At 26.5% G+C, this 26,683-nt stretch carries 26 protein-coding genes and 1 other annotated feature; of the genes, 21 read left to right on the forward strand and 5 right to left on the reverse strand.

Translation table 11 applies throughout. The annotated features are described in order from the left end of the window. Positions 1 to 69 precede the first annotated feature (69 nt). From ACQPVP_RS14150 to ymfI, 3 genes are read left to right on the forward strand one after another with little or no spacing between them, the layout of a single operon-like run. Complete coding sequence (locus tag ACQPVP_RS14150; RefSeq protein WP_430850996.1) at positions 70 to 1,026, forward strand: metallophosphoesterase; 957 nt, start codon at positions 70 to 72, stop codon at positions 1,024 to 1,026. A gap of 1 nt (position 1,027) precedes the next feature. Then, positions 1,028 to 1,960, forward strand: coding sequence for a dipeptidase (locus ACQPVP_RS14155; RefSeq protein WP_430850998.1), 933 nt, complete (start codon positions 1,028 to 1,030; stop codon positions 1,958 to 1,960). Positions 1,961 to 1,980: 20 nt separating this feature from the next. Continuing rightward, positions 1,981 to 2,724, forward strand: coding sequence for an elongation factor P 5-aminopentanone reductase (ymfI, locus tag ACQPVP_RS14160; protein ID WP_430851000.1), 744 nt, complete (start codon positions 1,981 to 1,983; stop codon positions 2,722 to 2,724). A 63-nt stretch (positions 2,725 to 2,787) separates the two neighbouring features. Here ymfI and ACQPVP_RS14165 read toward each other — a convergent pair whose 3' ends face one another. Beyond that, positions 2,788 to 3,204 carry a hypothetical protein gene (locus ACQPVP_RS14165; protein ID WP_430851002.1) on the reverse strand — a complete coding sequence of 139 codons (417 nt, stop codon included), beginning with the start codon at positions 3,202 to 3,204 and terminating at the stop codon, positions 2,788 to 2,790. Positions 3,205 to 3,390: 186 nt separating this feature from the next. Between ACQPVP_RS14165 and ACQPVP_RS14170 the strand changes: the two genes are divergently transcribed. The 4 genes from ACQPVP_RS14170 (at position 3,391) to ACQPVP_RS14185 (ending at position 8,100) form a co-directional block, all read left to right on the forward strand. Continuing rightward, a complete protein-coding gene (locus ACQPVP_RS14170) occupies positions 3,391 to 5,589 on the forward strand; it encodes a DNA topoisomerase III (protein ID WP_430851004.1) in 2,199 nt (732 codons plus the stop codon). 169 nt (positions 5,590 to 5,758) lie between these two features. Continuing rightward, on the forward strand, positions 5,759 to 6,376 hold the full coding sequence (locus tag ACQPVP_RS14175; RefSeq protein WP_430851006.1) for a hypothetical protein: 618 nt from the start codon (positions 5,759 to 5,761) through the stop codon (positions 6,374 to 6,376). Then, positions 6,369 to 6,692 (forward strand): hypothetical protein, encoded by a 324-nt coding sequence (locus tag ACQPVP_RS14180; RefSeq protein WP_430851008.1) that lies wholly within the window; start codon positions 6,369 to 6,371, stop codon positions 6,690 to 6,692. Before ACQPVP_RS14175 ends, ACQPVP_RS14180 begins: the two co-directional genes overlap by 8 nt. Before the next feature lie 106 nt (positions 6,693 to 6,798). Continuing rightward, the gene (locus ACQPVP_RS14185; RefSeq protein ID WP_430851010.1) at positions 6,799 to 8,100 is read left to right on the forward strand and encodes a VanW family protein; all 1,302 of its coding nucleotides are present in this window, start codon (positions 6,799 to 6,801) and stop codon (positions 8,098 to 8,100) included. Between the two features lie 124 nt (positions 8,101 to 8,224). On the opposite strand, the gene ACQPVP_RS14190 is transcribed toward ACQPVP_RS14185, so the two are convergent. Beyond that, a complete protein-coding gene (locus tag ACQPVP_RS14190) occupies positions 8,225 to 9,733 on the reverse strand; it encodes an ATP-binding protein (RefSeq protein WP_430851077.1) in 1,509 nt (502 codons plus the stop codon). Continuing rightward, positions 9,729 to 10,403, reverse strand: a complete 675-nt coding sequence (locus tag ACQPVP_RS14195) for a response regulator transcription factor (RefSeq protein ID WP_430851012.1) — start codon at positions 10,401 to 10,403, stop codon at positions 9,729 to 9,731. Before ACQPVP_RS14195 ends, ACQPVP_RS14190 begins: the two co-directional genes overlap by 5 nt. Positions 10,404 to 10,751: 348 nt before the next feature. On the opposite strand from ACQPVP_RS14195, the gene ACQPVP_RS14200 reads away from it, so the two are divergent. The 3 genes from ACQPVP_RS14200 to ACQPVP_RS14210 are packed head-to-tail and all read left to right on the forward strand — an operon-like array spanning position 10,752 to position 13,736. Then, entirely contained in the window at positions 10,752 to 11,990 is a 1,239-nt protein-coding gene (locus ACQPVP_RS14200) for a M16 family metallopeptidase (protein ID WP_430851013.1), read from the forward strand. Positions 11,991 to 12,006: 16 nt separating this feature from the next. After that, positions 12,007 to 12,642: a recombination regulator RecX gene (recX, locus tag ACQPVP_RS14205; RefSeq protein ID WP_430851015.1), complete on the forward strand. Its 636-nt coding sequence runs from the start codon at positions 12,007 to 12,009 to the stop codon at positions 12,640 to 12,642. 23 nt (positions 12,643 to 12,665) lie between these two features. Then, entirely contained in the window at positions 12,666 to 13,736 is a 1,071-nt protein-coding gene (locus ACQPVP_RS14210) for a transglutaminase-like domain-containing protein (protein WP_430851017.1), read from the forward strand. A gap of 23 nt (positions 13,737 to 13,759) precedes the next feature. Here the strand turns inward: ACQPVP_RS14210 and ACQPVP_RS14215 are convergent, their stop codons facing one another. Next, positions 13,760 to 14,116, reverse strand: coding sequence for a tetratricopeptide repeat protein (locus tag ACQPVP_RS14215; RefSeq protein ID WP_430851019.1), 357 nt, complete (start codon positions 14,114 to 14,116; stop codon positions 13,760 to 13,762). Between the two features lie 222 nt (positions 14,117 to 14,338). Here ACQPVP_RS14215 and ACQPVP_RS14220 point away from each other — a divergent pair, with 222 nt between their 5' ends. The 3 genes from ACQPVP_RS14220 to ACQPVP_RS14230 all read left to right on the forward strand — a co-directional run bounded on the left by ACQPVP_RS14220 (position 14,339) and on the right by ACQPVP_RS14230 (position 18,570). After that, positions 14,339 to 15,283, forward strand: a complete 945-nt coding sequence (locus ACQPVP_RS14220; protein WP_430851021.1) for a carbohydrate kinase family protein — start codon at positions 14,339 to 14,341, stop codon at positions 15,281 to 15,283. A gap of 57 nt (positions 15,284 to 15,340) precedes the next feature. Next, the gene (locus ACQPVP_RS14225; protein ID WP_430851023.1) at positions 15,341 to 15,466 is read left to right on the forward strand and encodes a CPC_1213 family protein; all 126 of its coding nucleotides are present in this window, start codon (positions 15,341 to 15,343) and stop codon (positions 15,464 to 15,466) included. Between the two features lie 127 nt (positions 15,467 to 15,593). Further along, positions 15,594 to 15,816 (forward strand) — a binding site (T-box leader). A 111-nt stretch (positions 15,817 to 15,927) separates the two neighbouring features. Continuing rightward, on the forward strand, positions 15,928 to 18,570 hold the full coding sequence (locus ACQPVP_RS14230; RefSeq protein ID WP_430851025.1) for a valine--tRNA ligase: 2,643 nt from the start codon (positions 15,928 to 15,930) through the stop codon (positions 18,568 to 18,570). A 178-nt stretch (positions 18,571 to 18,748) separates the two neighbouring features. Here the strand turns inward: ACQPVP_RS14230 and ACQPVP_RS14235 are convergent, their stop codons facing one another. Beyond that, the gene (locus ACQPVP_RS14235; protein WP_430839070.1) at positions 18,749 to 19,180 is read right to left on the reverse strand and encodes a hypothetical protein; all 432 of its coding nucleotides are present in this window, start codon (positions 19,178 to 19,180) and stop codon (positions 18,749 to 18,751) included. A gap of 111 nt (positions 19,181 to 19,291) precedes the next feature. Here ACQPVP_RS14235 and ACQPVP_RS14240 point away from each other — a divergent pair, with 111 nt between their 5' ends. The 8 genes from ACQPVP_RS14240 to ACQPVP_RS14275 all read left to right on the forward strand — a co-directional run bounded on the left by ACQPVP_RS14240 (position 19,292) and on the right by ACQPVP_RS14275 (position 26,661). Continuing rightward, on the forward strand, positions 19,292 to 20,185 hold the full coding sequence (locus ACQPVP_RS14240; protein ID WP_430851026.1) for an ATP-grasp domain-containing protein: 894 nt from the start codon (positions 19,292 to 19,294) through the stop codon (positions 20,183 to 20,185). Further along, positions 20,182 to 20,970, forward strand: coding sequence for an ATP-grasp domain-containing protein (locus tag ACQPVP_RS14245; protein ID WP_430851028.1), 789 nt, complete (start codon positions 20,182 to 20,184; stop codon positions 20,968 to 20,970). The genes ACQPVP_RS14240 and ACQPVP_RS14245 overlap by 4 nt, the downstream gene beginning before the upstream one ends. A 2-nt stretch (positions 20,971 to 20,972) precedes the next feature. Then, the gene (locus ACQPVP_RS14250) at positions 20,973 to 22,286 is read left to right on the forward strand and encodes a bifunctional folylpolyglutamate synthase/dihydrofolate synthase (RefSeq protein WP_430851030.1); all 1,314 of its coding nucleotides are present in this window, start codon (positions 20,973 to 20,975) and stop codon (positions 22,284 to 22,286) included. Between the two features lie 110 nt (positions 22,287 to 22,396). Continuing rightward, entirely contained in the window at positions 22,397 to 23,107 is a 711-nt protein-coding gene (deoD, locus tag ACQPVP_RS14255) for a purine-nucleoside phosphorylase (RefSeq protein WP_430851032.1), read from the forward strand. Between the two features lie 99 nt (positions 23,108 to 23,206). Then, entirely contained in the window at positions 23,207 to 24,148 is a 942-nt protein-coding gene (locus ACQPVP_RS14260; protein WP_430851034.1) for a ribonuclease Z, read from the forward strand. Positions 24,149 to 24,325: 177 nt separating this feature from the next. Continuing rightward, positions 24,326 to 25,318 (forward strand): ABC transporter substrate-binding protein, encoded by a 993-nt coding sequence (locus ACQPVP_RS14265; protein ID WP_430851036.1) that lies wholly within the window; start codon positions 24,326 to 24,328, stop codon positions 25,316 to 25,318. Next, complete coding sequence (locus ACQPVP_RS14270; RefSeq protein ID WP_430851038.1) at positions 25,293 to 26,060, forward strand: ABC transporter permease; 768 nt, start codon at positions 25,293 to 25,295, stop codon at positions 26,058 to 26,060. The genes ACQPVP_RS14265 and ACQPVP_RS14270 overlap by 26 nt, the downstream gene beginning before the upstream one ends. Then, the gene (locus ACQPVP_RS14275) at positions 26,053 to 26,661 is read left to right on the forward strand and encodes an ATP-binding cassette domain-containing protein (RefSeq protein WP_430851040.1); all 609 of its coding nucleotides are present in this window, start codon (positions 26,053 to 26,055) and stop codon (positions 26,659 to 26,661) included. Before ACQPVP_RS14270 ends, ACQPVP_RS14275 begins: the two co-directional genes overlap by 8 nt. Positions 26,662 to 26,683 lie beyond the last annotated feature (22 nt).

Here is a 26,683-nt window from a genome sequence, read left to right on the forward strand (position 1 = left end):
AGGATGTTTTTAGCAAAAAAGTTATATAAACCATATAATATAAATAATTAATTTTTAAAGGACTTTATAATGAAAAAATTAAATTACTTATATGAAAATTCAAAAGAAGTTAAATTTGGAGATAGTGATAATTTTGTTTTTATTTCGGATATTCATAGAGGAGATGGAACATATTATGACTCTCTTTTACCTAATAAAAATATATATAAAACTGCATTATCTTATTATTATAGAAAAGGATTTACTTACGTAGAAGTTGGAGATGGAGATGAACTGTGGAAAAATAGAAATTGTAATGATATTTCTTATATTTATAATGATATTTTCAAGTTATTAAATAAATTTAAAGAAGAAAATAGAATTTATCTTATTTATGGTAATCATGATATAATAAAGAATAGGGAAAGCTTTTATAATACTCAATATAGAACTCTTAAAAAAGTAGGTAAAAATTATGGGAAAAATTTTTTGAAATTCATAAAGGATATAGAATTTTTGGAGGGAATAAATTTTAAATATATACCAGCTAATGAAAAGTTTTTAGTAACTCATGGTCATCAAGTAGATCCGATGAATTCAACTTATTGGTTATTATCTAGATTTCTTGTAAGATATGTATGGAAGTTTTTAAATGGACTAGCAGGTTTTAATGATCCTACAAGTCCTGCAAAAAATAATAAAAAAGGTAGTAAGGTTGATAGAAAGCTTGAAAAATGGTCAAAAGATAGTGGTAAAATGATACTTTGTGGTCACACTCATAATAGTCGTATGCCAGAATGCAAAGAACCGCCTTATTTTAATGATGGATGTTGTATATTACCCTATGCAATTACAACAATAGAGATTGAAAGAGGAAAGATAGCTTTAGTTAAATGGAATATAGAATCTCAAGAGTCAGGAGTTTTATGGGTTAGAAGAAAAGTGATTACAGGACCTAATAATTTACAGGATTATTTGCTATGGGCAAGAGATGAAAGAATAAGAATGATAGAAGAAAAGAAGGAAGAAAGATTAAGGAGGAAATAAAATGTATTCAATTGATTTACACTGTGATACTGCAAGTAGATTACTATATGAAAATTTAAAATTAAAGGAAAGTGAATGTAAGGTAGATATTAAAAAGCTAAAAAAAGCTAATGCAAAAGCTCAAGTTTTTGCTCACTTTATAGAGTTAAATATTGTAGATAATCCTTATACTGAATTTAAGAAGATGTACAGTAATTTCATGAAAGAATTAGAAGAAAATAAAAATGATATAGAGTTAGTTAAAAATTTATTAGAATTAGAGGAAGTAAACAATAAAGGTAAGATTGGAGCATTTCTATCTATAGAAGAGGGAGAGGTTTTAGAAGGAAAGGTAGAAAGAGTAAAAGAAATTTATGATATGGGAATTAGATTTATTACTCTAACATGGAATTTTAAGAATAGTATTGGATATCCTAATGCTGGATTTAAATATAAAGATTATGGATTAACAGAAAAAGGAAAAGAAATAGTTGAAGAAATGGAGAGAGTTGGAATTATACCAGATTGTTCTCATTTATCAGATAGAGGCTTTTATGATTTAGTTGATATATGTAAAAAGCCTTTTATTGCAACTCATTCAAACGCTAGAGCAATTACAAATCATTCAAGAAATTTAACTGATGAAATGATAGTTAAACTTGCAAATAAGGGTGGGGTTATGGGATTGAATTTCTGTGCACCTTTTTTAGGTAATGAGAAGATACCTTCAATTAATTCAATGATATCTCATGTAAAACATATAAAGAACGTTGGGGGGATAGATGTACTAGCACTTGGTACAGATTTTGATGGAATAGAAAATGAAGTTGAAGTTTTAAATATAGGTGAAATTGGCAAGCTAAGAGATGCATTGTTAAAAGAAGGATTTACGAATTCAGAAATTGATAAAATGTTTTATGGAAATATTAAAAGAGTACTTAAGGAATGGTTATAATTTAAATTAAGGAGTTAAAAATGGAAAACTTACAAGGAAAAATAGCATTAATAACAGGTGGTTCTAGGGGGATTGGAAAGGCTATAGCTATGGAATTAGCTAAAGAAGGAGCTACAGTAATTATAAATTATTCTAAGAATGATTTATCTGCTGAAGAAACACTTAAAGAAATTAAGGATATAGGTGGGTATTCGAAATTATACAAAGGTGATATATCAAAATATAATGTATGCAAAGATATGATAGATTATATAATAGATACTTTTGGTAAGATAGATATATTAATTAACAATGCAGCAGTATCATTTAGAGGATTATTCATGGATTTTTCAGAAAACAACATAAATGATATATTTGGAATAAATGTATTAGGAGCTATGTATTTAAGTAAAGAAACAATTCCACATATGATTAATAGAGGAAAAGGGAATATAATAAATATTTCATCTATATGGGGTGAGTCTGGGGCATCATGTGAAGTATTATATTCTAGTACTAAGGGGGCTATTAATTTATTTACAAAATCTCTAGCTAAAGAAGTAGCTCCAATGGGGGTAAGAGTAAATGCTATAGCACCGGGAGTAATTAATACAGAAATGAATTCATTCTTATCAAAGGAAGAAAGAGAAGAATTAGAGGAAGAAATTCCATTTGGCAGATTCGGAAATACTATAGAGGTAGCTAAAATGGTAACTTTTTTATGTAGTGATAAGTGTGAATATTTAACAGGGCAGATTATAAAAATAGATGGTGGAATGATTTAAATAATATCACATAATTTAAAATGCAGAATGTATATAAAATAATGGGCTGTTTGTAACAGCCTATTATTTTGACTTTTTAGATTGTTTTAAGTATTTTTTATAAAGTTTTTTTATAGCTAATACAATTAGCTTAATTAGAAGATAAATTAAAAATATATAAATAAAACCGTATAGTCCATATACAATATCAGCAAATTCCATATTACCTCTATTTGTTAACTTTTGCTGTATTTCTATTGCAAAGACTATAACTATCATTACTGTAAATGTGTAGATAAATGAAATTGCAGTAATACTATATTTAGCTAGTTGTTTAAATATAAGTTGAGTAAAAGAAAATATGAAAATGCCAATTAGAGCCATAAATATAAAATGAAGTTGTTTATCATTTAATTGATAGCCTGCAATGCTTACAATATCTAATACTTTATCATGTAAATCATTTATAAAACTTGCTGTTAATTTTAATATTTCTACCATAAACTTGTCCTCCATTATATGTTTATGGTTATTATATCATAAAATAACAATAATTCTAACTCTATGGTATAATGACTTTAGTGCTATTGCACAATTAGAAATGAAAAATTATTGATGTAATTTTTCATTTTTAATTAATAATTCTTAATTTGCTGTCCTTAAGGCAGCGCCAGAAAGGATATGAATATGGGAAAAATACTAGTATTAGCAGAAAAACCATCAGTAGGTAGAGATATAGCAAAGGTTTTAAAATCTAATGTAAATAAAGGAGCTTATATTGAAGGAAATAAATACGTTATTACCTGGGCTTTAGGACATTTAGTTGGACTTCAAGATCCTGAAAGCTATGATGAAAAATATAAAACTTGGAGTATGGAAACGCTTCCGATGTTACCTAATAACATGAAACTAACAGTTTTGAAGAAAACATCAAAGCAGTTTTATGAAGTTAAGAAACTACTAAATAGAAATGATATTGAGGAAATAGTAATTGCAACTGATGCTGGAAGAGAAGGAGAGCTTGTCGCAAGGTGGATAATTGAGAAAGTAGGAGTTAAAAAGCCTATTAAAAGACTTTGGATATCTTCTCAAACAGATAAGGCTATTTTAGAAGGTTTTAAAAATTTAAAGCAAGGAAGTGAATATGAAAATTTATATAAGGCAGCAGTTTGTAGAGCAGAGGCAGATTGGATAGTTGGACTTAATGCTACAAGGGCATTAACATGTAAGTACAATGCTCAACTATCAGCAGGTAGAGTTCAATCACCTACATTAGCTATGATAGTAGATAGAGAAGAAGAAATTAAAAACTTTAAACCTAAGGAGTATTTTACCGTATATACTAAAGGCAAGGATATAAGTTTCCAATGGACGAATAAAGATAATAATTTAAGAATATTTAGTGAAGAATTTGCGAATAAAGTAGTTAATAAAATACAAGGACATGATGCAAAGATAGTTTCAATAACAGAAACTCCAAAGAAAAAGTTCTCACCAGCCCTTTACGATTTAACAGAGCTTCAAAGAGATGCCAATAAGATATGGGGGTATTCAGCAAAGCAAACTTTATCAATAATGCAAAGACTTTATGAAAATCATAAGATCTTAACCTATCCAAGAACTGATTCAAGATATATTTCTACAGATATAGTTGCAACTATACCAGAAAGATTAAGGGCTATATCAATAGGTGAATATAGGTTGGCTACATCAGATATACTTAAGAAGAAAATAAATGCTAATAAAAGTTTTGTAGATAATAGTAAGGTAAGTGATCACCATGCTATAATACCAACAGAACAAAAACCACATTTAAGTAATTTAAGCAGTGAGGAAAGACATATATATGATCTTGTTGTAAAGAGATTCTTAAGTGTACTTATGCCTACTTTTGAGTATGTACAAACTAATATAAGAGCAGAAATAAATGGAGAAGATTTTATTGCTAAAGGAAAAGTAATTAAATCTAAAGGGTGGAAGTCATTATATGACAAGGACTATTCTGAAGAGGATATAGATGATGATGAGTTAAAGGAACAGGTTATTCCTAAACTTAGCCAAGGTGATTTAATAAAAGTAAATAAAATTGATTTAATTAAGGGAGAAACTAAGCCGCCAGCAAGATTTAATGAAGGAACACTTTTATCTGCAATGGAAAATCCTCAAAAGTATGTAAATGTAAATAAGGAAGCAGCTAAAACTTTAAATGAAACAGGAGGACTTGGAACAGTTGCTACAAGAGCTGACATAATAGAAAAATTATTTAATTCTTTTGTTATTGAAAAGAGAGGAAAAGAAATACTTCCAACATCAAAAGGAAAGCAACTTATAGACTTAGTTCCAAATGAACTGAAGTCACCTTTACTAACAGCAAAGTGGGAAAAAAGATTAGATGAAATAAGTAAGGGTAAGCAAAATCCAAATACTTTTATTAAAGAGATGAAAAACTATGCAATTGCATTAGTTGAGGCAGTAAAAGAAGACAATAGTAAATTTATTCATGATAATAAGACAGGAAAAAAGTGTCCTAATTGTGGTAAATATCTTTTAGAAGTAAAAGGTAAGAATGGTGTTATGAATGTTTGCCAAGATAGGGAATGTGGATATAGGGAAAGTGTAAGTAGAGTTACTAATGCTAGATGTCCTGAATGTAAAAAGAAACTAGAAATCAGAGGTCAAGGTGAAGGTAAGATTTACATTTGTACAGGAGCAAATTGTAACTTTAGAGAAAAGGCATCACAATTTGAAAAGAGATTTGATAAGAAGGGGAAAGTTGATAAAAGAGAAGTAAATAATATTATGAAAAAAATGAAAAAGGAAGCAGAAGACTTTAATAATAATCCTTTTGCAGCTCTTCTTGGTGAAATGAAACTTGATGATAAATAATTAAATAATATTATGTAATTTTCATATAGTATTAATGGAAATAATTAAGATGTTCTTATAGCAACTTAGTTATTTCTTTTTTTTATAATAATATTAATGTTGTAAGCATAAAATTTAATAAACATAACATAAGTATTCAAGGGTAATTTGAATGAAGGGAGGAAAATAATTGGTACAAGAATTAGAAAAAAAAACATATATAAATGATGAAATGTTTTTAACAAATGGAATAAAAGCATTTATTAAGGATTATGAAAGAAATATTAGTGATATTAGCATAAATGAAAGTTTATACATTAAAAGATATTACGAATCAAAGCTATATACTCTTAGATATATTAAATCTAAGAGAAGTGAATTTAAAGAAAAAATTAATTTTATTGAAAAGAATATTATATTACTAAATAAAACTTTTAAAGAATTGGAAGTTGAAAAAGATATAAGGTTAGAAAAAATGAATGAAGATAGTGAAATTAGTAAGGAAAAACTAGAAGATATTAGAGATGCTATATTAGAAATTAAAAGAATACTAGATATTGAAATGAAAAAAGTAAATTATATAAAGGAACAATTTAATAGTTTTAATAAATCATCTTTAGAAGATGAAAATTTAGTTTATATATTTATAAGTTATATAAAAAGAGAATTTAATAAAGAAAAAAGAAAGTTAGTTAATAATTTGAACTTTAATAATTTAGAGGATATGAAGTTAATATTGACTTTTGAGCATTTGAAATTAATAACTAAAAAAATGATATTTATAGAGAGGGAGTTATTAGGTGGATAATTATTTAAGTGATGATACAATAAAGGAAAGTGTTAAAGAAAAGCTAAAATTACTTTATAAGGATGTTGTAATTGATGATATAAAAGAAGAAGTATTAAAAAGTAAAAATGAAGTTATACAAAATATTAATGAAATTAGCGAAAATAAGAAGGTTAATAAAGAAATTTTAAATAAGTTAGATCAATTACTAATACTTGTAGATATGATTGAAAATAAGGAAGAAAAGGATTTGAAAAGTATTGCTTTTAATAATAAGCTACTGTTAACTTTAAATGTAATAGTATCTATTTTAATAGTTATAAGTTTATTTATATAAAAATAATCAAAAGATAATTGTAAAAAAAATGAAATATGTATATAATATATTATGACCATGGATTTACAAAAATGGTATGAGTTATTTGCAGAGAAAGGAGATTGTGATGGATAATAATATTACACCTCAAACAAATGAATTAATTAATAAACCAAAAAATAAAATGAAGAAAATAGTGTTCTTTGTAATATTAGCTATTATTATATTAGTTGGAGCAACTGTTACTTACTTAAGTATAAAAAATAGAGACCTTGTAAATTCCTATAATGATAAAGTGTATCCAGGAACATTTGTTTTTGATGAAGATGTTTCAGGATTAACTAAAAATGAATTGCATAATGTTTTAGAAGCAATGGTAAATGATATTTCATCAAGAAAGATAAATATTTCTATAGGTGATAATACTTTTGAAGAAAGTTATTTAGATTTTGACACTACTATAGATTATGAAACTTTTGAAAATGAAGTATTCGGGTATGGAAAGGATATGAGTTTTTTTGAAAAGCTTAATCTGATAAAAAAACCTGAAAGTAAAACTTATGAGTTTGATTTGACATATAGTGATGAAAAGATTTCTACATTTTTAGATAAGGTAAATGACCATGTATTAGTTAATCCAACTGATGCAGGAGTAACTATAAGCAATGGAACTGTAAATATCACACCTAGTACAATTGGATATGAGTTAAATAAAGAAGATTTAACAACCAAAATAGAAACAGCATTATCTGATGTAAATGGAGAAAATTTAGTATCGATATCTGGACAACTTAATGAAGTACAACCATATATAACTGCAGAAGCATTACAAACAGTAGATACTAAAATTTCTTCTTATACTACTCATTTTCCAGCAGGACCTAGTGGAACTAATATAATAAGGGGAGCTGGAATGATAGGTAGTAGAGTGCTTATGCCTGGGGATGAATTTTCAACAGTAGAAGCTATAGGACCTACAACATTAGATCGTGGATTTGTATCAGCTAATACTTATCTTAATGGTAAAGTCGTACCAGGTTTAGGTGGTGGAGTATGTCAAATATCTAGCACTATTTATAATGCAGAATTAAGAGCAGGAATTATTCCAACTTATAGAATGAATCATGAAATGACAGTGTCATATGTACCACAAGGGTTAGATGCAACTATTGGTGATGAATGGCCAGATTTGATTTTTGAAAATCCATATGATTATCCTATAGTAGTAAATGTTTATTCTGATGGATCTGGATCTATTACAGCAGAGTTCTGGTCAAATAGCCAAGCAACAGGTGGAATAACTTACGAACCAAAGGCTTATCAAACTGGTACTTTATCAGCAGATACTTATTTATATGGATATAATTCAGCTGGTGAACAAATATCAGAAGTATATTTAGATAGTAGTGTTTATAAACCTTTTAGCTAATAAAAATAATTACAAAAGCTTATTCTTATTAGATTATAAAAAAGAGGAATTCATTTTTAGAATTCCTCTTTTTTAGTTTAAAGATATATTGAAGAGTTTTAAAATAATTTCAAACTAATAAATGTTATATTAGTTCAACATCATCAGCTTTTTTTAATGTAAATTCAAATTTTACTCCATTTTCAGTATTATATAAAGAGTAGAAGCTTTCATGTAAAGTTAAAATTCTTTTAACTATAGCAAGACCTAAACCATTACTATTATTAGAGGAATTTCTAGCTTTATCTATTCTATAAAATTTATTATATAAGTTATCTATTTCTTCTTCAGGGATATGAATTCCCTTATTTTCAATTGATAAGTTTACTAAGTCATCAATACAAGTTACTTCTATTATTACATCATTTCCATTTGGAGTGTATTTAAGAGCATTGCTTATAAGGTTAGTTATTACTTGCTCTAATTGAAAAACATCACCTATAACATAACAATATTCTAAATCTGTATTAAGCATTATATTAATATTCTTTGAATCAAATTCTAGTTTAAAACTCTTAAGTAATTTTCGAATTAATCTTAAAATATTAAATTTTTCTATTATTAGCTCTAAATTACCTGATTCTAGTTTTGATAACTCTAACATATTTGTTACTAATCTATTCATTTTATGTGACTCATCAATTATAGTTTCAAGATATAATAAAGCATCTTCACCAGTAGCTATTCCATCTTTTAATCCTTCGGCATAGCCTTCAATTATACCTATAGGTGTTTTTAAGTCATGGGAAACACTTGCAACAAAGTCTTTTCTCATTTCTTCAAGTTTACGTTCTTTTTCAATATCTTCTTCAAGTTTTTTATTTTTAAGTTTCAAATCATCCAAGGTGCTTTTTAAGGTTGATGATAAAAAGTTTAGTGTAATAGCAAGATTTCCAATTTCATCTTCAGAGGTTGCCTCACATTTTACAGTAAAGTCCATAGAAGACATTCTTTTAGCTACTTTATTTATATTCACTAAAGGTTTTGATATTAAGTTTGCATAAACAGAAGATAAAAATATTCCAATTACACTAAAGCCTAAAAATAAATAAATATAAAACTCTCTTATTACAACATTAGCTTCATGAATAGGTTGCATGGAAGATACAGTTACTATAATAGAGTCATTTTTTGAATTTAAAGACATTGGAGCTACAATACCAATTTTAGTAGTATTACTAAGCTTGTTCTCAAAAACACTAGCTTGTGCTTTATCAGTATTAAGAACTTTATTAATAAGAGATTTATCATTAATAAGTTCTGAAAAGTATGAAGTTAATGTATGCAAATCATCACTATTTGAATTATTATAATTAAGTAAAAATTTAAGTTGACCATCTGTAGAAAAAATAGCAATTCTAGAATTTGTTTCTTGCTCAAACCTAAATAAAGCTGTTTTTAGATTATTATAGTCAGAAATATCATAGGAATAAATTTCACTAAATTTTGTTGTTTCTCTTGTCAAATCTTTAATTTTTTTACTTAAATAAAAATCTTCAAAAAATAAAATTTGAAACAGCATACTAATAATTAAGACTATGAAAATTAATCCAAAGGTTATTAAAAATAATTTTTTTGAAAGACTAAATTTAATTTTTTGCTTCAAATCTATATCCACTTCCTCTAACTGTAATTATATATGAAGCCTTATCTCCAAGCTTTTCTCTAAGTCTTTTTATATTTGTATCTACAGTTCTTAAATCACCATAATAATCTAACCCCCAAACATTATCTAATATGGTATCTCTAGATAAAGCTATACCTTCATTTTCACATAAGTATAGTAATAACTCAAATTCCTTAGGAGAAAGGTTTATAATTTCATCATTAATCTTAACTTCATGAGATAACTTATTAATAGTTAAGCCATCATATTCATTTGAACTAGAAAATGTTTCTTCTGATGTTCTTTTAAGTAGAGCTTTTACTTTAGCAATTAATACCTTTGGAGAAAATGGTTTAGTCATATAATCGTCAGCACCCATCTCATAACCAAAAAGTTTATCTTCTTCTTGTCCCTTTGCAGTCAGAAGAATTACAGGTACAGAAGAAACTTTTCTAATAGTTTCAAGAACTGTTATTCCATCTACTTTAGGCATCATAATATCTAAAATTACTAAATCTATTTTATTATTTATAAAGTAGTTAATTCCTTCATCACCGTCACAAGCTTCTATAATATTGAAACCTTCTTTAAGAAAATAATCTCTAAGTAAAAATCTTATACGAGTTTCGTCTTCTATTAAAAGAATGTTTTTTTTCATAAAAGTCCTCCTCATTTATTTTTTTGAAATTATAAAAATCTTATTCTGTGAATAAAGGTTTTATAATTTTTATAATTTAGCTTCGAAGTGTGCTATATAAGGATACTATTACTTTTAAGGAATATGGCATAATAAGCAAATTTATATAGCTCACTTTTTTATTCTTCTTATATTTATTATAAATGCCAATAAAAATATGGTAAAGTCTTATTATAAATTATTTAAATTAAATAAGGATAATTATGTAGATAATTACTATAAACATGGATATAATTATATTGTTATATTTTAAATGTAGTCATATTATATTTTAAATAAACAAGATAATATGAGGATGGGTGGACTGGAATGTTAAAATTGAATTTTGATGTCAAAAGACATTTTTTGGATAATGGATTAGAAGTTATTACTATAAAAAAGGATACTAAAATAACTTCAATTAATGTTGGAGTTAAGGTTGGATCATTGTATGAAGAAATAAATGAAAAGGGAATATCACACTTTATTGAACATATGTTATTTAAAGGTACTAAAAGTAGAACTTATGAGGAATTAAATGATGAACTTGAATTTTTAGGGGGAGAGTATAATGCATATACAGATTATACATCCACTGTTTATACTATTAGTTGTCTTGAAGAAGAAATTAAAAATGCAATCAGCATCTTGGGTGATATGATAATAAATCCTGCATTTAATAGTGATGAATTAGAAAAAGAACGAGGAGTAATACTTGCTGAAATGAGAGCAAGTAAAGATGATATTGAAGATTTAAGTTTCAAAAGAACTAATGAAATTGCATTTAATAAGAATCCGCTAAAATATGATGTAGCAGGATTAGAGGAAAATGTTAAATCCTATAAAAGAAAGGATTTATTAAATTATTATAATAAGTATTACTTACCAAATAATTCTTTAGTTACTATAGTATCTTCTTATAATCACAGTGAAGCTTTTGAGGAAATTAAAAAAGTATTTTCTAAGTGGAAAATTGGTGAAAGCCCTGAAAAATTATTTGTTAAAGAACATAATCTTCAAAAATCAGTTACTACAATTAAAGATAATATTGAGCAAAATACTATAGTTTACTTATATACTTTCTATAATTTAAGTAAGGATTTAGAATTACCTCTTAGGATTTTAAATCATAGGCTAGGTGAAAGTTCTAATTCACTATTATTTAGAGAAGTAAGAGAAAAAAGGGGACTTGCTTATGATATTTATACTAGTATAGATATGACTAATAATGTAAAGACTTTATATATATATACAGCAGTAGGGGAAGATGATTTAAATTCTGCTATTGAAGCAATAGATGAAACAATAATATCTGTAAAAAATGGAGATCTATCAATAGGCGAAAGAGATTTAGAACTTATGAAAAAGGTTCATAAGACTGCTGTTATTTCAACTTTAGAAGACCCATCTGAATTATGTAATTATATGCTTCATCAGGCACTAGATAAGGAAGATATTTATGAGTTTGTAGATGATATGGAAAAGCTTAATGGATTAGATATAAATAAGATTAATGAAGTTGCAAATACAGTTTTAAATAATCCAACTATCCATATATTAAAATCTTAATAAATTGGAGATAATTATGAATATAATTACAAAAATTGAATTGCAAAAGAGGAACAAAGATAGGGTTAATATCTATATTGATAATGATTATGCTTTTTCTTTAAGTTGTGAGTTAGTTTATAAAGAAGGACTTAAGGTTAATGAAAAAGTTGATATAGAAAAAATAAAAGATATTGCAAGTAAAGATAATTATTTGAAATGCAAAAATACTGCGTTAAGAATAGTGGAAAAAGCATATAAAAGTGAAAAAGAGTTAAAAGATAAACTTATTTTAAAAGGGTATGATAATGAATCTATAGATAAAACAATGAATTTTTTAAAAGAGTATAATTTCCTAAGTGACAATAATTATGCAAAGATGTATGTTAAGGATAAAAGTAGAATTCAAGGAAAAAAGAAAATTAAGTTTGATTTAATAAAAAAAGGAATAAAAGATAATATAATAGAAGAAGAAATATCAAGCATAGAAAAAGAAGATGAAAGAGAAGGTGCATACAATTTAGCAATAAAAAAATATAATACAATAGCTAAAAGGGAAAATGATAAGTTTAAATTATCACAAAAGTTATATAGATTTTTATTATCAAAAGGATATGATTATGATACAGTTTCATATGTTGTAAAGAAAATTACAAATATGAATGATATTTAAAATATTTCAAAGGAGGAAAGATAATGATTGCATATTTACCACAAATTATTGGTGCCTTATTGATTATTTTTTCAATAAAAGATAGTATTAAGGGTTCTCTAGAAGAAGAAAGTGCAAAATACTCCTTAAATAAATTAATATATTATTTTTCTATATTTATAACATTTTTAATTATGCTCCTAAATTTAGAAAAAATATATTTAGTGATTCTAAAATTTATAAGCAATAATCCTAATTTATATGGCTTAAATAATAATTTATTTAAGGCTTTAATATTAGGAGGGATGTTTCTTATTCTTCAAAGTATTATTTATTTGATTTTGAAATGGTTAAATGAACCTTTAACAAAAGCATATAATTTTTTACTGAATAAAGGTAAAATGAGAATAGTTTTGTTTTCAACAATTTTTGGCTTTGTAAAAGGTTTAATAATTATATTAATAATGTTTATGGGAGTTATAACATATAATTCTACCTTTGGTAGAGGTATGAAAATAAACATTTTTAACGGTATAAACGGATATAATACATTAGAAAATATAGTAACTATTAATAAACCGATTCTATCTTATAATGATTTTAAAGAATATATACCAGCTAATACTAATGTTATTGTTTACTATAATGGTGTAACTTTAGAAGATGGAATAAAGTCTTTGCCAGAAATAGATGAAAAAGCAAAAGAAATAGTGGGAAATGCTAAAACAGATAGGGAAAAGGCAAAAAGACTATATGCTTGGATTGGTTCTAATATAAAATATGATTTTAGCAAAGCTGAAATGGCTCTTGGACCTGAAGGGGTAACTAATAGTGGAGCTGTAGAAGCATGGAATACTAGAAGTGGTATATGCTTTGATTATGCATGTCTTTATGTAGCTATGTCTAGAGCAGTTGGGCTTGGTAGTAGAATAATTACTGGAGATGCTTATGATGGGCAAAGTTATGGCCCTCATGCATGGAATCAAGCTTATTTAGAGGATGAAGGAATATGGATTAATGTAGATCCAACTTTCTATTTATCGGGAGATTATTTTGATAGTGTAGATTTTAATAATGATCATTTAAATGCAGAAATTGCTGGGGAATGGAATTAAAGAAGCCTTATGACCTAAAAAGGTTATAAGGCTTTTTTATTTTTTGTCATAATTAAATTAATTGCCTTTTCACAATCTTTATCAGAAGGATCTAAAGACCACGACATATTAAAATAAATCAAAGCTTTTTTCATATCATCCTTCATAGCATAGCAATATGCTAGATTAAAAAAGTATTTGCTGTCTAGTTGAGTAGATAAAGCTATTTTTATCATTTCTATTGATTTATTAAAATTTTTTAATTTTATATAACAAACCCCAGAATTGTAATAAGAGCATGCAGTATGTTCATTATTTTCTATAGACATTTTATAAAAATTTATAGCTTTTTCATAATCTTTAAGATTATAATATTTATTACCTTCATCAAAGAAATTCATAAATACCTCCAGAAATAATTATCTTTTAATAAAATTATTGACATTTCAGTAAGTTAATATTCAATATATGAAAGATATATAAATTATGGTTACAAATAGATAGTTTTATAGTAAAAATAAAATTCGACAAAGTTTTTAAAAAAAATCTTTATTTTTTTATGTTTCTTTAATATAATGTAGTTATGTTTTTTTGAATGGACTTTATAGATCGGGAGAGATGGTATGTGTAAGAATAAACCTTATATATTAGTATTAGGGGCATCAATAGTAGATATTATAGGCTTTAGCAGAAAGAAATATCAAAAAAGAGATTCAATACCTGGACATATTAAAATATCTTTAGGTGGAGTTTGTAGAAATATTGCTGAAAATTTAGCAAGAGTTAATGTAAATACTGAGTTTATATCTATATTAGGTGGAGATGATCAAGGTAGGAATATATTAGAAAATTCTAAGAGGATAGGATATAATATGGAGCATTCTTTAATTTTAGAAAATGAATATACACCTACATATATGGCCATTTTAAATGAAAATGGTGAAATGGAATCAGCTATTGTAGATATGGAATGTTTAAATAAAATGGATACTTCCTTTATAGATTCAAAGGCAAGTGTTATTGAAAATGCTGAGTATGTAATTTTAGATGCAGATAATCCAGAATTATTGGAATATATTTTAACTAAGTTTTATGGAAAAACTAAATTTATTTTGGATCCAGTTTCTGCAACTAAAGCAAAGAGGGTTAGTCATTTAATTAAATATTTTCATACAGTAAAACCAAATAGAATTGAAACTGAGATGCTATGTGGATTTAAAGTTGAAAGTAATGAAAGTTTAATTAATGCAGCAAATTATTTTCTAGAATTGGGAGTAGAAAATGTCTTTATAAGTTTAGATGAAGATGGAATATACTACAAGAATTCTAAGGAAGAAGGGAAGATAAAAACCACTTGTGTAGATGTTAAAAATGTTACAGGAGCTGGAGATTCATTTGTATCTGGTGTAGGATATGGATACATGAATAATCTTTCAATAAAGGATACTGTAAAATATGCTATGGCTATGTCTATAGTAACTATAATGCACGAAGAAACTATAAATCCAAATATGAGTGAAGATTTTGTTAGTGAATTTATAAAAAATATGACTTGGATAGAAGGCTAATTACATAATTTAATTTCTTTTACATAAGATAATTATATAATCTTGGAGGTGAAAGAAATGAGTAAGAAACCTAAAAATAGTCATAAAAAACATATTAATCATAATCCACAAGTAGAAAGTGTAAAAGCAGCTTTTGGAGAACCAAAGGCAAAAGAACATGATATGAAGGATTTTAAAATTTAATATTATAAAAGTTATTATTTAATTAAGCTACCATTAAGGTAGCTTTTATATTTTAAAATTTTATTTGAATAGCAGAATATTGACAAAAATAATAATATAGTATAATATAACCTTACAAAATCATATAATAAAAGCAATGATAAAGAGGAGTAGGGAATACTGTATATAAAGAGAATGAAGGTCACAGGCTGAAAGCCTTCTATATTAAAGTATCTTGAAGGTAGCTTTTGAGCATCTTTACTGAAATAAAGTAGGTAAAGGCGGCTGTTCTTAGTCGTTAATATATAAAGAGCTTAATATAAATATTTATATTAAGAAAAAAGGTGGTACCGCGAGTCTTCGTCCTTTTGTGATGAAGGCTTTTTTTGTTATTTAAAAAGATATTTATAATAGGTTAATAGCCATATTATTTTAAATATTATATTTCTAGTATTAGCTAATTAGATAAAGGAGGAAAATATATGTCAGAAAAGAAGAACTTAGCTACAACATATAACCCAAAAGAGTTTGAAGAAAGAATATATAAAAATTGGGAAGAAAATAAGTATTTTACACCAGTAATTGATAAAAATAAGAAGCCATTTTCAATAGTTATGCCACCCCCAAATATAACTGGAAAGCTTCACTTAGGTCATGCTCTTGATAATACACTTCAAGATATGCTTATAAGATTTAAGAGAATGCAAGGATATTGTACTTTATGGCTACCAGGTCAAGACCATGCTTCAATTGCAACTGAAGTTAAGGTTGAAAATGAACTTTTAAAAGAAGGTTTAGTTAAAAAAGAAATGGGAAGAGAAGCCTTCCTAGAAAAAGTTTGGGAGTGGGCAGAGGAATATAGAGGAACTATAAGAACTCAGCTTAAGAAAATGGGAGTTTCTTGTGACTTCTCAAGGGAAGCTTTTACTATGGATGAAAATTTAAATAAGGCAGTTAGAACTGTTTTTGTTAAGTTATATAATGAAGGCTTAATTTATCAAGGAAATAGAATAACTAACTGGTGTCCAAAGTGTTCAACAGCACTTTCAGATGCAGAAATAGAATATGAAGAGCAAGAAGGATTCTTCTGGCATATAAATTACCCATTAGCTGATGGTAGTGGATATTTAGAAATAGCAACTACAAGACCTGAAACATTACTTGGTGATACTGCAGTTGCCGTAAACCCAAATGATGGCAGATTTAAGCATTTAGTAGGAAAGACAATAAAATTACCTCTAACAGATAGAGAAATTCCTATAGTTGTAGATGATTATGTTGATATTGAATTTGGAACAGGTGCTGTTAAAATTACTCCTGCTCACGATCCGAATGACTTCCAAGTAGGACTTAGACATAACTTACCTCAAATTAGAATTATGGATGATCATGGAGTTATTAATGAGTTAGGTGGAAAATACCAAGGCTTAGATAGATACGAAGCAAGAAAGCAAATGGTTAAAGATTTAGAAGATTTAGGTTTATTAGTTAAAGTTAAACCACATACTCATAATGTAGGTACTCATGATAGGTGTGGAACTGTTATAGAACCTATTATATCAAAGCAATGGTATGTTAAAATGGAATCTTTAGCAAAACCAGCAATAGAAGTTGTAAAGAATAACGAAACTAAATTTGTTCCAGAAAGATTTGATAAAATATACTTTAACTGGATGGAAAATATTCAAGACTGGTGTATATCAAGACAATTATGGTGGGGACATAGAATTCCAGTTTGGTACTGTGATGATTGTAGAGAAATGATAGTTGAAATTGATGCACCAGAAGTTTGTCCAAAATGTGGATCAAAACATATGCATCAAGACGAAGATGTATTAGATACTTGGTTCTCATCAGCTTTATGGCCTTTTTCAACTTTAGGATGGCCAAATAAAACAGATGATTTAGAATATTTTTATCCAACTAATGTTTTAGTTACTGGATATGATATTATTTTCTTCTGGGTTGCAAGAATGATATTCTCAGGATTACACAACATGGATAAAACTCCTTTCGATACTGTATTAATTCACGGAATTATTAGAGATTCAGAAGGAAGAAAAATGAGTAAATCTTTGGGAAATGGTGTAGATCCATTAGAAGTTATAGATGAATATGGTGCTGATGCTTTAAGATTTATGCTAGTAACAGGTAACTCTCCAGGAAATGATATAAGATATATTCCAGAAAGAGTTGAAGCAGCTAGAAACTTTGCAAATAAAATGTGGAATGCATCTAGATTCGTTATGATGAATTTAGATAATGAAATTATGAAAAAATATGAAGATTGCAAAGAATATAGTTTAGCAGATAAATGGATTCTTTCAAGAATGAATACTCTAGTTAGTGAAGTTACTGAAAACATGGAAAAATATGAACTAGGAATTGCTCTTCAAAAAGTATATGACTTTATGTGGACTGAATTCTGTGATTGGTATATAGAATTAGTTAAGGGTGTGTTATATAGTGAAGATGAAAAGGCAAAAGGAATAGTTTATAATGTTTTAAATACAGTTCTACAAACAGGACTTAAATTATTACATCCTGTAATGCCATTTATAACTGAAGAAATATTTACTACATTAACAGATGGTGAAGCAATAGTTACTTCAAATTGGCCAAAATATAATGAAGCTTTAAGAAATGATAAAGCTGAAAAAGATATGGACTTTATAATTGAAGCAATTAAGGGTTTAAGAAATGTTAGAGCTGAAATGAACGTTCCACCATCAAGAAAAGCTAAGGTTATAGCTTATACAACAAATGAAGCAAAAGAAGCCTTTGAATCAGGGGTTAATTATATAGAAAAGTTAGCATCTGCTTCTGAAGTAGCATTTATAGCTGATAAAAATGAAGTTCCAGAAAATGCAGTATCTTTAGTTGTTAAGGGTGGAGAGTTATTTATGCCTTTACTTGACTTAGTAGATAAGGAAAAGGAACTTGAAAGATTAAATAAAGAAAAGAAGAAATTAGAAGGCGAAGTAGAAAGAATAGATAAAAAGCTTTCTAATCAAGGATTTGTATCTAAAGCACCACAAGCTGTAATAGATGGTGAAAAAGAAAAGAGAGAAAAGTATCAAGAAATGTTAAATGCAGTTTTAGTTAGAATAGAAGCGCTTAGTTAAGAATGAAGAATTAAGAATGAAAAATTAAAAATTAATGAAGTAATTTGTACCAGATTACTGAGATTAGATTTATTAAAAAAACTCCCAATAGACTTGATATTCTCAAGTTTATTGGAGAGTTTTTTTATTATGAAAATAGCTATAAAAACAATAAATTTTAATAGACAACTTTTTAATATTAAAATATCTGTAATATAGTATTGGCCAATGAGCTAGTAGGATCTTCATTAATTACTTCTTCAGCTATTTTTATAGCATCATATTGCTTTAGATAACTAGTTGGCAATGTAGAGAATATAAGAATCCATTCTTTATATTTAATATTATCATCATATTTTAAAGCTCTTTTTATATGATTAAAAGCTAAAGACTCATAGGATAAAGGCGTTAGAACTATAAATATATAATAAGACATTAGATAGTGGGCATATGCTAAATCTTTATTATTATTTGTATCTTCAAAATAGTAAATCTTATTTATAAGCCAAAAATAGAAATTGTTTTTTAAATAATAATCACAATTTTTTAGTTCTATTAATTTTTCTTCATTTATTTCAAAAATAGATATATTGTCTAAATTTAAATTTAATACTTCTTTTAAATCATTCATAATTATCTCCTTTGTATTTTTTTGATAATATAAGTATATATGTTGACAAAGAATTTTAAAAGTGATAAAAATAGCTTAATTAATACTACATATCAAGAGAGTAGGTTGAATATGACAGGATGGATAATATATAATGGAACATTAAATGTACCAAAGATAAAAGAACTAGTAGATACTCTAGTTGAGGAAGGAAAGAAATTAAATATAAAATTAGAAGCTGTTAAAAATACTGAAATAATTCCTATGTATTCAAATGAAGGAAAAGCAGAATTAGTGTATCTAAAGAAATTAGAAGAACCAGAGTTTATAATTTTTTGGGATAAAGATGTACTACTTGCTAGTCATTTAGAAAAAATGGGTTATAAAGTTTTTAATTCAAGTAAAGCAATAAAGTATTGTGATCATAAAGGACTAATGCATTTAGTTCTATCAAATAATAATATAAAAATGCCAAGAACTATTTTATCTCCTATGATATTTGATTATTCATTAAATAGTGAAGATTATTTAATAAAATGCTATGAGACTCTTGGTGAAAGTGTAATAATAAAAGAGTCTATGGGATCCTTTGGAATGCAAGTTTATTTAATAAATAATAGGGAAGAATTTATTAATAAGGTTACTGAATTAAATAAGAATAAGGTTGATTTTATAATTCAGGAAAATATTAAAAGTAGTTTTGGAAGAGATATAAGAGTTAATATAATTGGAAACAAAGTAATAGGGGCAATGCTTAGGGAGTCTAGTAGTGATTTTAGGGCTAATATTTCACAAGGTGGTACAGGTAGATTAGTAGAGCTTACTAAATCACAAGAAGAAATAGCACTAAAAGCACATAAAGTTCTAGGATTAGATTTTTCAGGTGTTGATTTGTTATTTGGACAAAATGATGAGCCTTTATTATGTGAAGTAAACTCAAACTTGAATTTTTTAAGTTTTGAAAATATTTGGGGAAAAAGTTTTGGTGAAAAAATATTAGAATATGTATTAGGGGAAATCTTATGATAGAAGGTTTGGTTATTTATGATGAAAAAGATGTAGAAAGAAATAAAACTTATATTAATTGGTTAATAGAAGAAGGAAAAAATAAGGATATTATAATAAAGCTTGTGTTAGATAAAGATATAGATAAATTAACAAGTAAATATGAATTTGCAATAAATAGGTCTAGAAACTTTAATGTAACTTATAAGTTAGAAGAGAGTGGAACTAGGGTTTTTAATGAATATAAGTTTTGTATATTAGGAAATGATAAATTAATTGCCTATGATTATATTGAAACTTTAGGAATAAAATATCCTAAAGTATATAGAAGTTTAGAAGAATTTCAAAAAGATAAAAAAATTATAGAAAAACCGAAAAATGGTCATGGTGGAGCTAATATAAGAATATTAGAAGAATTTAATAGTTTAAATTTTAGCCAAAATGTATATCAAGAATATATAGAAGATTATGTTGGAGATATAAGATTCTACATAATAAATAACAATATTGAACATGCAGTAATAAGAATTCCAAAGAAGGATAGTTTAGTTTCAAACTTTACACAAGGTGGGAATGTAGAAGTTTATAATTATTCTATTAAAGAAAAAGAAATTATAAATAAGATTTTAAAAAATATAAATATAGATTTTGGTGGAATAGACTTCCTACTATTAAAAAATGGAGAAATATTATTTAATGAATTTGAAGATGCTGTTGGAAGTAGGATGTTAAGCTACTTAGGTATAAATGATACTATGGAGAAGTTTTTAAATCATATAGTTAATGAAATTAAAGGGATGGAGTAAAAATGAAGGATGTAGATACATTAAAATATTTAGAAGAATTAAGAGTACTTGGATCAAATTATGGTCTAGAACGTACAGAAAGATTATTAGAACTATTAGGAAATCCACATAATAGTTTAAAGTTGATACATATTGCAGGTACTAATGGTAAAGGTTCAACATCTGCAATTTTAGGTAGTATACTAATAGAGCATGGATATAAAGTTGGTTTTTTTAATTCTCCACATTTAGAGGAAGTTGAAGAAACTATAAGAATAAATGATGAAAATATAAAAGAAGAAGACTTTATAGATTTAATAAATGAAATAAAACCTTTTGTTAATCAGGTAGTTGAAGAAGGGTTTAATCATCCAACTGAATTTGAAGTTTTAACTTGTATTATGTTTCTATATTTATATAGGCAAAATGTTGATTTTGGAGTTATAGAAGTTGGACTTGGAGGTAGATTAGATTCTACTAATGTATTAACTCCAATTTTATCTGTAATCACATCAATAAGCTTAGACCATACCAATATTTTAGGAGATACTATTGAAGAAATTACAAGGGAAAAGTCAGGTATTATTAAGAAGCTTATTCCTATTGTAACATGTATACAAAAAGATGGAGCAATGAAGGTGATTACTGAAAAAGCTATTAAGATGAATTCTAACTTAATAATAGTTAATCCTAATAATTATAATTTCCTAAAAATAGATAAAAATAATACAATAAGTCAAAAAATTTTAGTTAATTATAAAGGTAAAGATGAATTATTAAATTTATCCTTACTAGGAAAGCATCAAATTATTAATCTATCTCTTGCTATAGAAGCTGTAAAAGAGTTAGAAAACTTAAATTATATTGATTTAGATATTAATAAAATTAAATTAGCTGTTCAAAAAGTAAAATGGAAGGGTAGACTAGAAATATTAAGTAAAAATCCTTATATAGTGATTGATGGTGCACATAATGTAGCTGGAATTCAATTTTTAAAAAGAAATATAGAGGAATACTTCGCTTATAAAAACTTATATTTAATTATTGGAATACTTGCTGATAAGGAAGTAGAAAAAATAGTAGAAATAATTAGTCCTTTAGCTAAAGAAGTTTATACAGTAACTTCTAATTCTATTAGAGCAAAAAGTTCAGAAGATTTAAAAGTAATAGTAAAGAACTATAATAAAAATTGTTTATCCTTTGAGGATTATGAAGAGGCAGCTAGAGTTGCAATAGAAAAAGCAGGTAAAGAAGATTTAATTTTAGCAGCTGGATCATTGTATATGATTGGACAAATGAGAGATATATTTAATAGGATAAATAAGTATAAAATATAGTTAATATAGAGTGTTTTTATATATACTCTTTTTAAAATAATAATATAAGTATATAATAGTATAGGATTATAAAAAAGTTTTTATAAATATAAATTAAGGAGGCTTTTAAAATGTCAAAGCATTTACACATAATGGCTAGTGAAGGGGCAATAGCAGAAACAGTATTATTACCAGGAGATCCACTAAGAGCAAAGTTTATTGCTGAAACTTACTTAGAAAATCCTGTTTGCTACAATACAGTTAGAGGAATGTATGGTTATACTGGTACATATAAGGGAAAAAGAATATCAGTACAAGGAACAGGAATGGGATTACCATCACATTCAATTTATGTAAATGAATTAATAAGATTCTATGGGGCAAAAAGACTTATAAGAATTGGATCAGCAGGTTCAATAAATGATAATGTTAATGTTAGAGATATAGTTTTAGCTCAAAGTGCATCTACTAATTCAGGAATAAATAAAAGAAGATTCCTTGGAATGGATTATGCTCCTACAGCAAACTTTGATCTTTTATTAGAAGCATATAATAAAGGAAAAGAAAAAGGTTTAAATATAAAGGTTGGTAATATATTATCTTCAGATTTATTTTACGATGATACAAATGTAGGTGGAGCAAAGCTTTGGGCAGAATATGGATGCTTAGCTATAGAAATGGAGTCAGCAGAATTATATACTCTTGCTGCAAAATATGGAGTAGAAGCATTATCAATTCTTACTATATCTGATCATATATTTAAGGGAATAGAAACTACACCAGAAGAAAGACAAGAAAGCTTTACAGATATGATGGAAATTGCTTTAGAGCTTGCAAAATAAAAAAAGATTAAAATGAAAACTCCTACGGGAGTTTTTTCTATAATTATTCATTTTTAATTATTAATTATTCATTGTGCGAAGCACACTAAGGGGTGTATTATGATAGATTTAACTTTACTTGGATGTGGTGGTGGAATGCCTATGCCTAATAGACATTTATCATCTCTTTTTATTAATATTAAAGGAAGAAAGATATTAATAGATGTGGGAGAAGGAACACAAGTTGCAATAAGAAAAAATAAGCTAGGATTTAAAGATATAGATATAATATTAATAACTCATGCTCATGGAGATCATATTGTTGGATTGCCTGGACTTCTTTCTACAATAGGGAATAGTGGAAGAGAAAATACTTTAATTATAATAGGTCCAGTTGGAATAATTGATGTAATAAAAGGACTTAGTGTTTTATTTAAATATTTACCTTATGAATTAAAAATAATAGAAAATCCAAGAAAATTGGAATTTATATTTAATAGAGATTTAATAGAGTTAAGTAGTAATGATAAGTGTGATTTTATATTAGATACTGAGGAGCTTGATCATTCTGCTCCTTGTTTAGGTTATAGTTTATATTTTAAAAGAAGAAGAAAATTCAATTTAGAAAAAGCTATAGAAATGAATGTTCCAAAGGAATTATGGAGTAAGTTGCAAAAAGAAGAAATGGTTGAATTTAATGGAGTAGTCTATGATAGTTCTATGGTTTTAGGTGATGAAAGAAGAGGAATAAAGTTAAGCTATATTACAGATACAAGGCCAATAGATAAAATTATAGAATTAATAAAAAGTAGTGATTTATTTATATGCGAAGGAACTTATGGTAGTGATGATGATATAAATAAAGCTATTAAAAATAAGCATATGATCTTTAGAGAAGCAGCAACCTTAGCTGATTTAGGAAAAGTCAATGAATTATTACTTACTCACTTTAGCCCTGCAATGAACGAACCCAAAGATTTTATAGAAAATGCAAAATCTATATTTGAAAACACTATAATAGGGGAAGATGGAATGATAAAAGCCTTAAAGTTTATAAATTAAACTTTAAGGCTTTAAATTTAATTGCTATAAGAAGTATCTTCTATTTCTTCTAATTGAAATTAAGAAAGCCATATCATATTTCTTACAACTGAGATTAATGCAAAAACACCACTTATGCTTTTCATTTTATTTATATTTAAAAAGTGATATAATGGAAGAATCAGGAGGGACGAGATTATGAATAAACAGAATAAAGTTAAATTTAGTTTGGCATTATCAATTTTTATGTTGTTAGCATTTGTGGGATGTAGCCCAAAAGAAGAGGCTAATGATAATGCAAATATAGTGAAAAAGGAAATTTCTTTTGTTGCACCTAGTGGAGTACCAGCTACAGCTATTTCTAAGATGATAAAAGAAAATGTTCAAATAGATGATAATTATAATATTAATTATTCTATTGAAAACACATCTGATACTTTAGCTACAGCTGTTATGAAGGGAGAACCTGATATAGCAATAGTTCCATCTAATTTAGCTCTTCAGGCATATAATAAGGGATTAGGATATAAGTTAGTAGGAACAACAGGCCTAGGAGCCTTATATCTAGTATCAACTGAAGGAGAAATAGACTTTGAAGATTTAAGTGGAAAAGAAGTATTTAATATTGGAAGTGGATTAACACCAGATATAGTATTTAAGGCTCTATTAAATGAAAGTGGAATTAAAGATGTTACATTAAGTTACGTTGGTGGGGCAACTGAGTTAGCACCATCTATATTAGGAGGAAAAGCAAATTATGCAGTAGTTCCAGAACCAGTATTAACTACCATATTAACTAAAAATCCTAATATTAAGGTAGTTGCTAGTCTAAATGACTTATGGAAAGATAAATTTAATAGTGAAACGGGTTTTCCACAAGCAAGCTTAATAGTAAAAGAAGAATTGATTAATGAAAATAAAGACTTTATAAATAAGTTAACAGAGGAAATTGAAAGTTCTATAAATTGGGTAAATAAAAATAATAAAGATGCAGCAACATATTCAATAGAAAATGGTTCACAAGTAGAAGAAGCAATATTAGAAAAGTCAATATCTAACAGCAATATAGCATTTATAAAAGCAAAAGATAATGAAGAAGATTATATGGCTTACTTTAAAGTTTTAGAAAGTGAAAATGCTAAATCTATAGGAGACAAGTTACCAGATGAAAACTTCTTCTATGAAGAATAAAAAACTTATATTTATATCATTAATCTTAATAATACTTATTTGGATTATTATATCTAATATAATAAATAACTCTATATATTTACCTAAGGTAAGTGAAGTAATTAAGGAAATTAGTACTATTACAAAAGAAAAAGGATTTATTAAAAATATAATATATTCATTAATAAGAGGAGCTCTTAGCTTTATAATTGCTTTAATAATTGCAGTTATATTGGGGATTATATCAAGCTTTAGTAAATTATTTTACAACTTTTTTTATCCAATTAATGCAATATTAAAATCTATACCTAATATTGCATTTATACTTATAGCATTAATTTGGCTAAATAAAAACTATGCACCATATTTAATTGGAATTGTTATAGCCTTTCCAATATTATATGAAAGTACTTTAAACTCTATTTTGAATTCTAATGAAGACTTACTTGAAATGCTTAAATCTTTTAATATTAATTTTATTGATAGACTTTTGAATCTACATATTCAGTCTATTATAATTAATATTTCACAAATTGCAACCTCAACATTTTCATTAGTATTTAAAGTTGTAATTGCAGGAGAAGTTTTTGGACAACCAACCTTTGGTATAGGAACAGCAATACAAGGAGAAAAAATTAATTTTAATACAGCAGGTATATTTGCATGGATTATTATTGTTTCAATTTTATGTTTTATAACTGATAAAGTAATTATGAGTTTTATAAACAAGCTTTTAAAAGGTGGTAGATATTTAATTGATTAAGTTTACGAATATAAATTTATCCTTTGATGAGAGAATACTGTATAAAGATTTTTCTATTTCATTTATTGAAAACTCTATAAATTTTATAATGGGAGAATCAGGAATAGGAAAAACAACATTAATAAAGTATTTAAAAGATGAACTTTTAACAAAAGGGAATAAAATAAGTTTTACATTTCAGGAAAGTAGATTAATTCCTTGGAAGAATGTATATAAAAACTTAGAATTAGTTATAAAAGATAAATATAATAAAAATCAAAGAAGAAAAGTAATTGAAGAAATATTAAATAGTATGAATTTAAAAGGTATAGAGAGTCTTTTTCCACATGAACTTAGTGGAGGAATGAAACAAAGAGTTAGCATAGCTAGAGCAATATTATCTGATGGAGATATATTTATTATGGATGAGCCTTTTAAGGGTCTAGATAAGGATAATAAAGAAAGAATTATAAAGTTTCTAAAAGATTATTTTAAGGAAAAGCAAAAAACAGTAATAATAATTACTCATGATATTAATGAAGTGAAGGAATTTGTTAATAGATATATTTTGCTAAAGGGTGAGCCTGTTGAGCAAAAGATGCTATATATAGAAGAGGTTTAATTAACCTCTTTTTTTGTATTTA

The sequence above is a fragment of the Clostridium nigeriense genome, from assembly GCF_050585265.1.
GTDB classification, from domain to species: Bacteria; Bacillota; Clostridia; order Clostridiales; family Clostridiaceae; genus Clostridium; species Clostridium nigeriense_B.

What these genes read in the sequence shown, in the direction of transcription:
- ACQPVP_RS14150 (WP_430850996.1), top strand. Translation starts at nt 70, where the DNA reads ATGAAAAAATTAAATTACTTATATGAAAATTCAAAAGAAGTTAAATTT.
- ACQPVP_RS14155 (WP_430850998.1), top strand. Translation starts at nt 1,028, where the DNA reads ATGTATTCAATTGATTTACACTGTGATACTGCAAGTAGATTACTATAT.
- ymfI (WP_430851000.1), top strand. Translation starts at nt 1,981, where the DNA reads ATGGAAAACTTACAAGGAAAAATAGCATTAATAACAGGTGGTTCTAGG.
- ACQPVP_RS14165 (WP_430851002.1), bottom strand. Translation starts at nt 3,204, where the DNA reads ATGGTAGAAATATTAAAATTAACAGCAAGTTTTATAAATGATTTACAT.
- ACQPVP_RS14170 (WP_430851004.1), top strand. Translation starts at nt 3,391, where the DNA reads ATGGGAAAAATACTAGTATTAGCAGAAAAACCATCAGTAGGTAGAGAT.
- ACQPVP_RS14185 (WP_430851010.1), top strand. Translation starts at nt 6,799, where the DNA reads ATGGATAATAATATTACACCTCAAACAAATGAATTAATTAATAAACCA.
- ACQPVP_RS14195 (WP_430851012.1), bottom strand. Translation starts at nt 10,403, where the DNA reads ATGAAAAAAAACATTCTTTTAATAGAAGACGAAACTCGTATAAGATTT.
- ACQPVP_RS14200 (WP_430851013.1), top strand. Translation starts at nt 10,752, where the DNA reads ATGTTAAAATTGAATTTTGATGTCAAAAGACATTTTTTGGATAATGGA.
- recX (WP_430851015.1), top strand. Translation starts at nt 12,007, where the DNA reads ATGAATATAATTACAAAAATTGAATTGCAAAAGAGGAACAAAGATAGG.
- ACQPVP_RS14210 (WP_430851017.1), top strand. Translation starts at nt 12,666, where the DNA reads ATGATTGCATATTTACCACAAATTATTGGTGCCTTATTGATTATTTTT.
- ACQPVP_RS14215 (WP_430851019.1), bottom strand. Translation starts at nt 14,116, where the DNA reads ATGAATTTCTTTGATGAAGGTAATAAATATTATAATCTTAAAGATTAT.
- ACQPVP_RS14220 (WP_430851021.1), top strand. Translation starts at nt 14,339, where the DNA reads ATGTGTAAGAATAAACCTTATATATTAGTATTAGGGGCATCAATAGTA.
- ACQPVP_RS14225 (WP_430851023.1), top strand. Translation starts at nt 15,341, where the DNA reads ATGAGTAAGAAACCTAAAAATAGTCATAAAAAACATATTAATCATAAT.
- ACQPVP_RS14230 (WP_430851025.1), top strand. Translation starts at nt 15,928, where the DNA reads ATGTCAGAAAAGAAGAACTTAGCTACAACATATAACCCAAAAGAGTTT.
- ACQPVP_RS14235 (WP_430839070.1), bottom strand. Translation starts at nt 19,180, where the DNA reads ATGAATGATTTAAAAGAAGTATTAAATTTAAATTTAGACAATATATCT.
- ACQPVP_RS14240 (WP_430851026.1), top strand. Translation starts at nt 19,292, where the DNA reads ATGACAGGATGGATAATATATAATGGAACATTAAATGTACCAAAGATA.
- ACQPVP_RS14245 (WP_430851028.1), top strand. Translation starts at nt 20,182, where the DNA reads ATGATAGAAGGTTTGGTTATTTATGATGAAAAAGATGTAGAAAGAAAT.
- ACQPVP_RS14250 (WP_430851030.1), top strand. Translation starts at nt 20,973, where the DNA reads ATGAAGGATGTAGATACATTAAAATATTTAGAAGAATTAAGAGTACTT.
- deoD (WP_430851032.1), top strand. Translation starts at nt 22,397, where the DNA reads ATGTCAAAGCATTTACACATAATGGCTAGTGAAGGGGCAATAGCAGAA.
- ACQPVP_RS14260 (WP_430851034.1), top strand. Translation starts at nt 23,207, where the DNA reads ATGATAGATTTAACTTTACTTGGATGTGGTGGTGGAATGCCTATGCCT.
- ACQPVP_RS14265 (WP_430851036.1), top strand. Translation starts at nt 24,326, where the DNA reads ATGAATAAACAGAATAAAGTTAAATTTAGTTTGGCATTATCAATTTTT.
- ACQPVP_RS14270 (WP_430851038.1), top strand. Translation starts at nt 25,293, where the DNA reads ATGAAAACTTCTTCTATGAAGAATAAAAAACTTATATTTATATCATTA.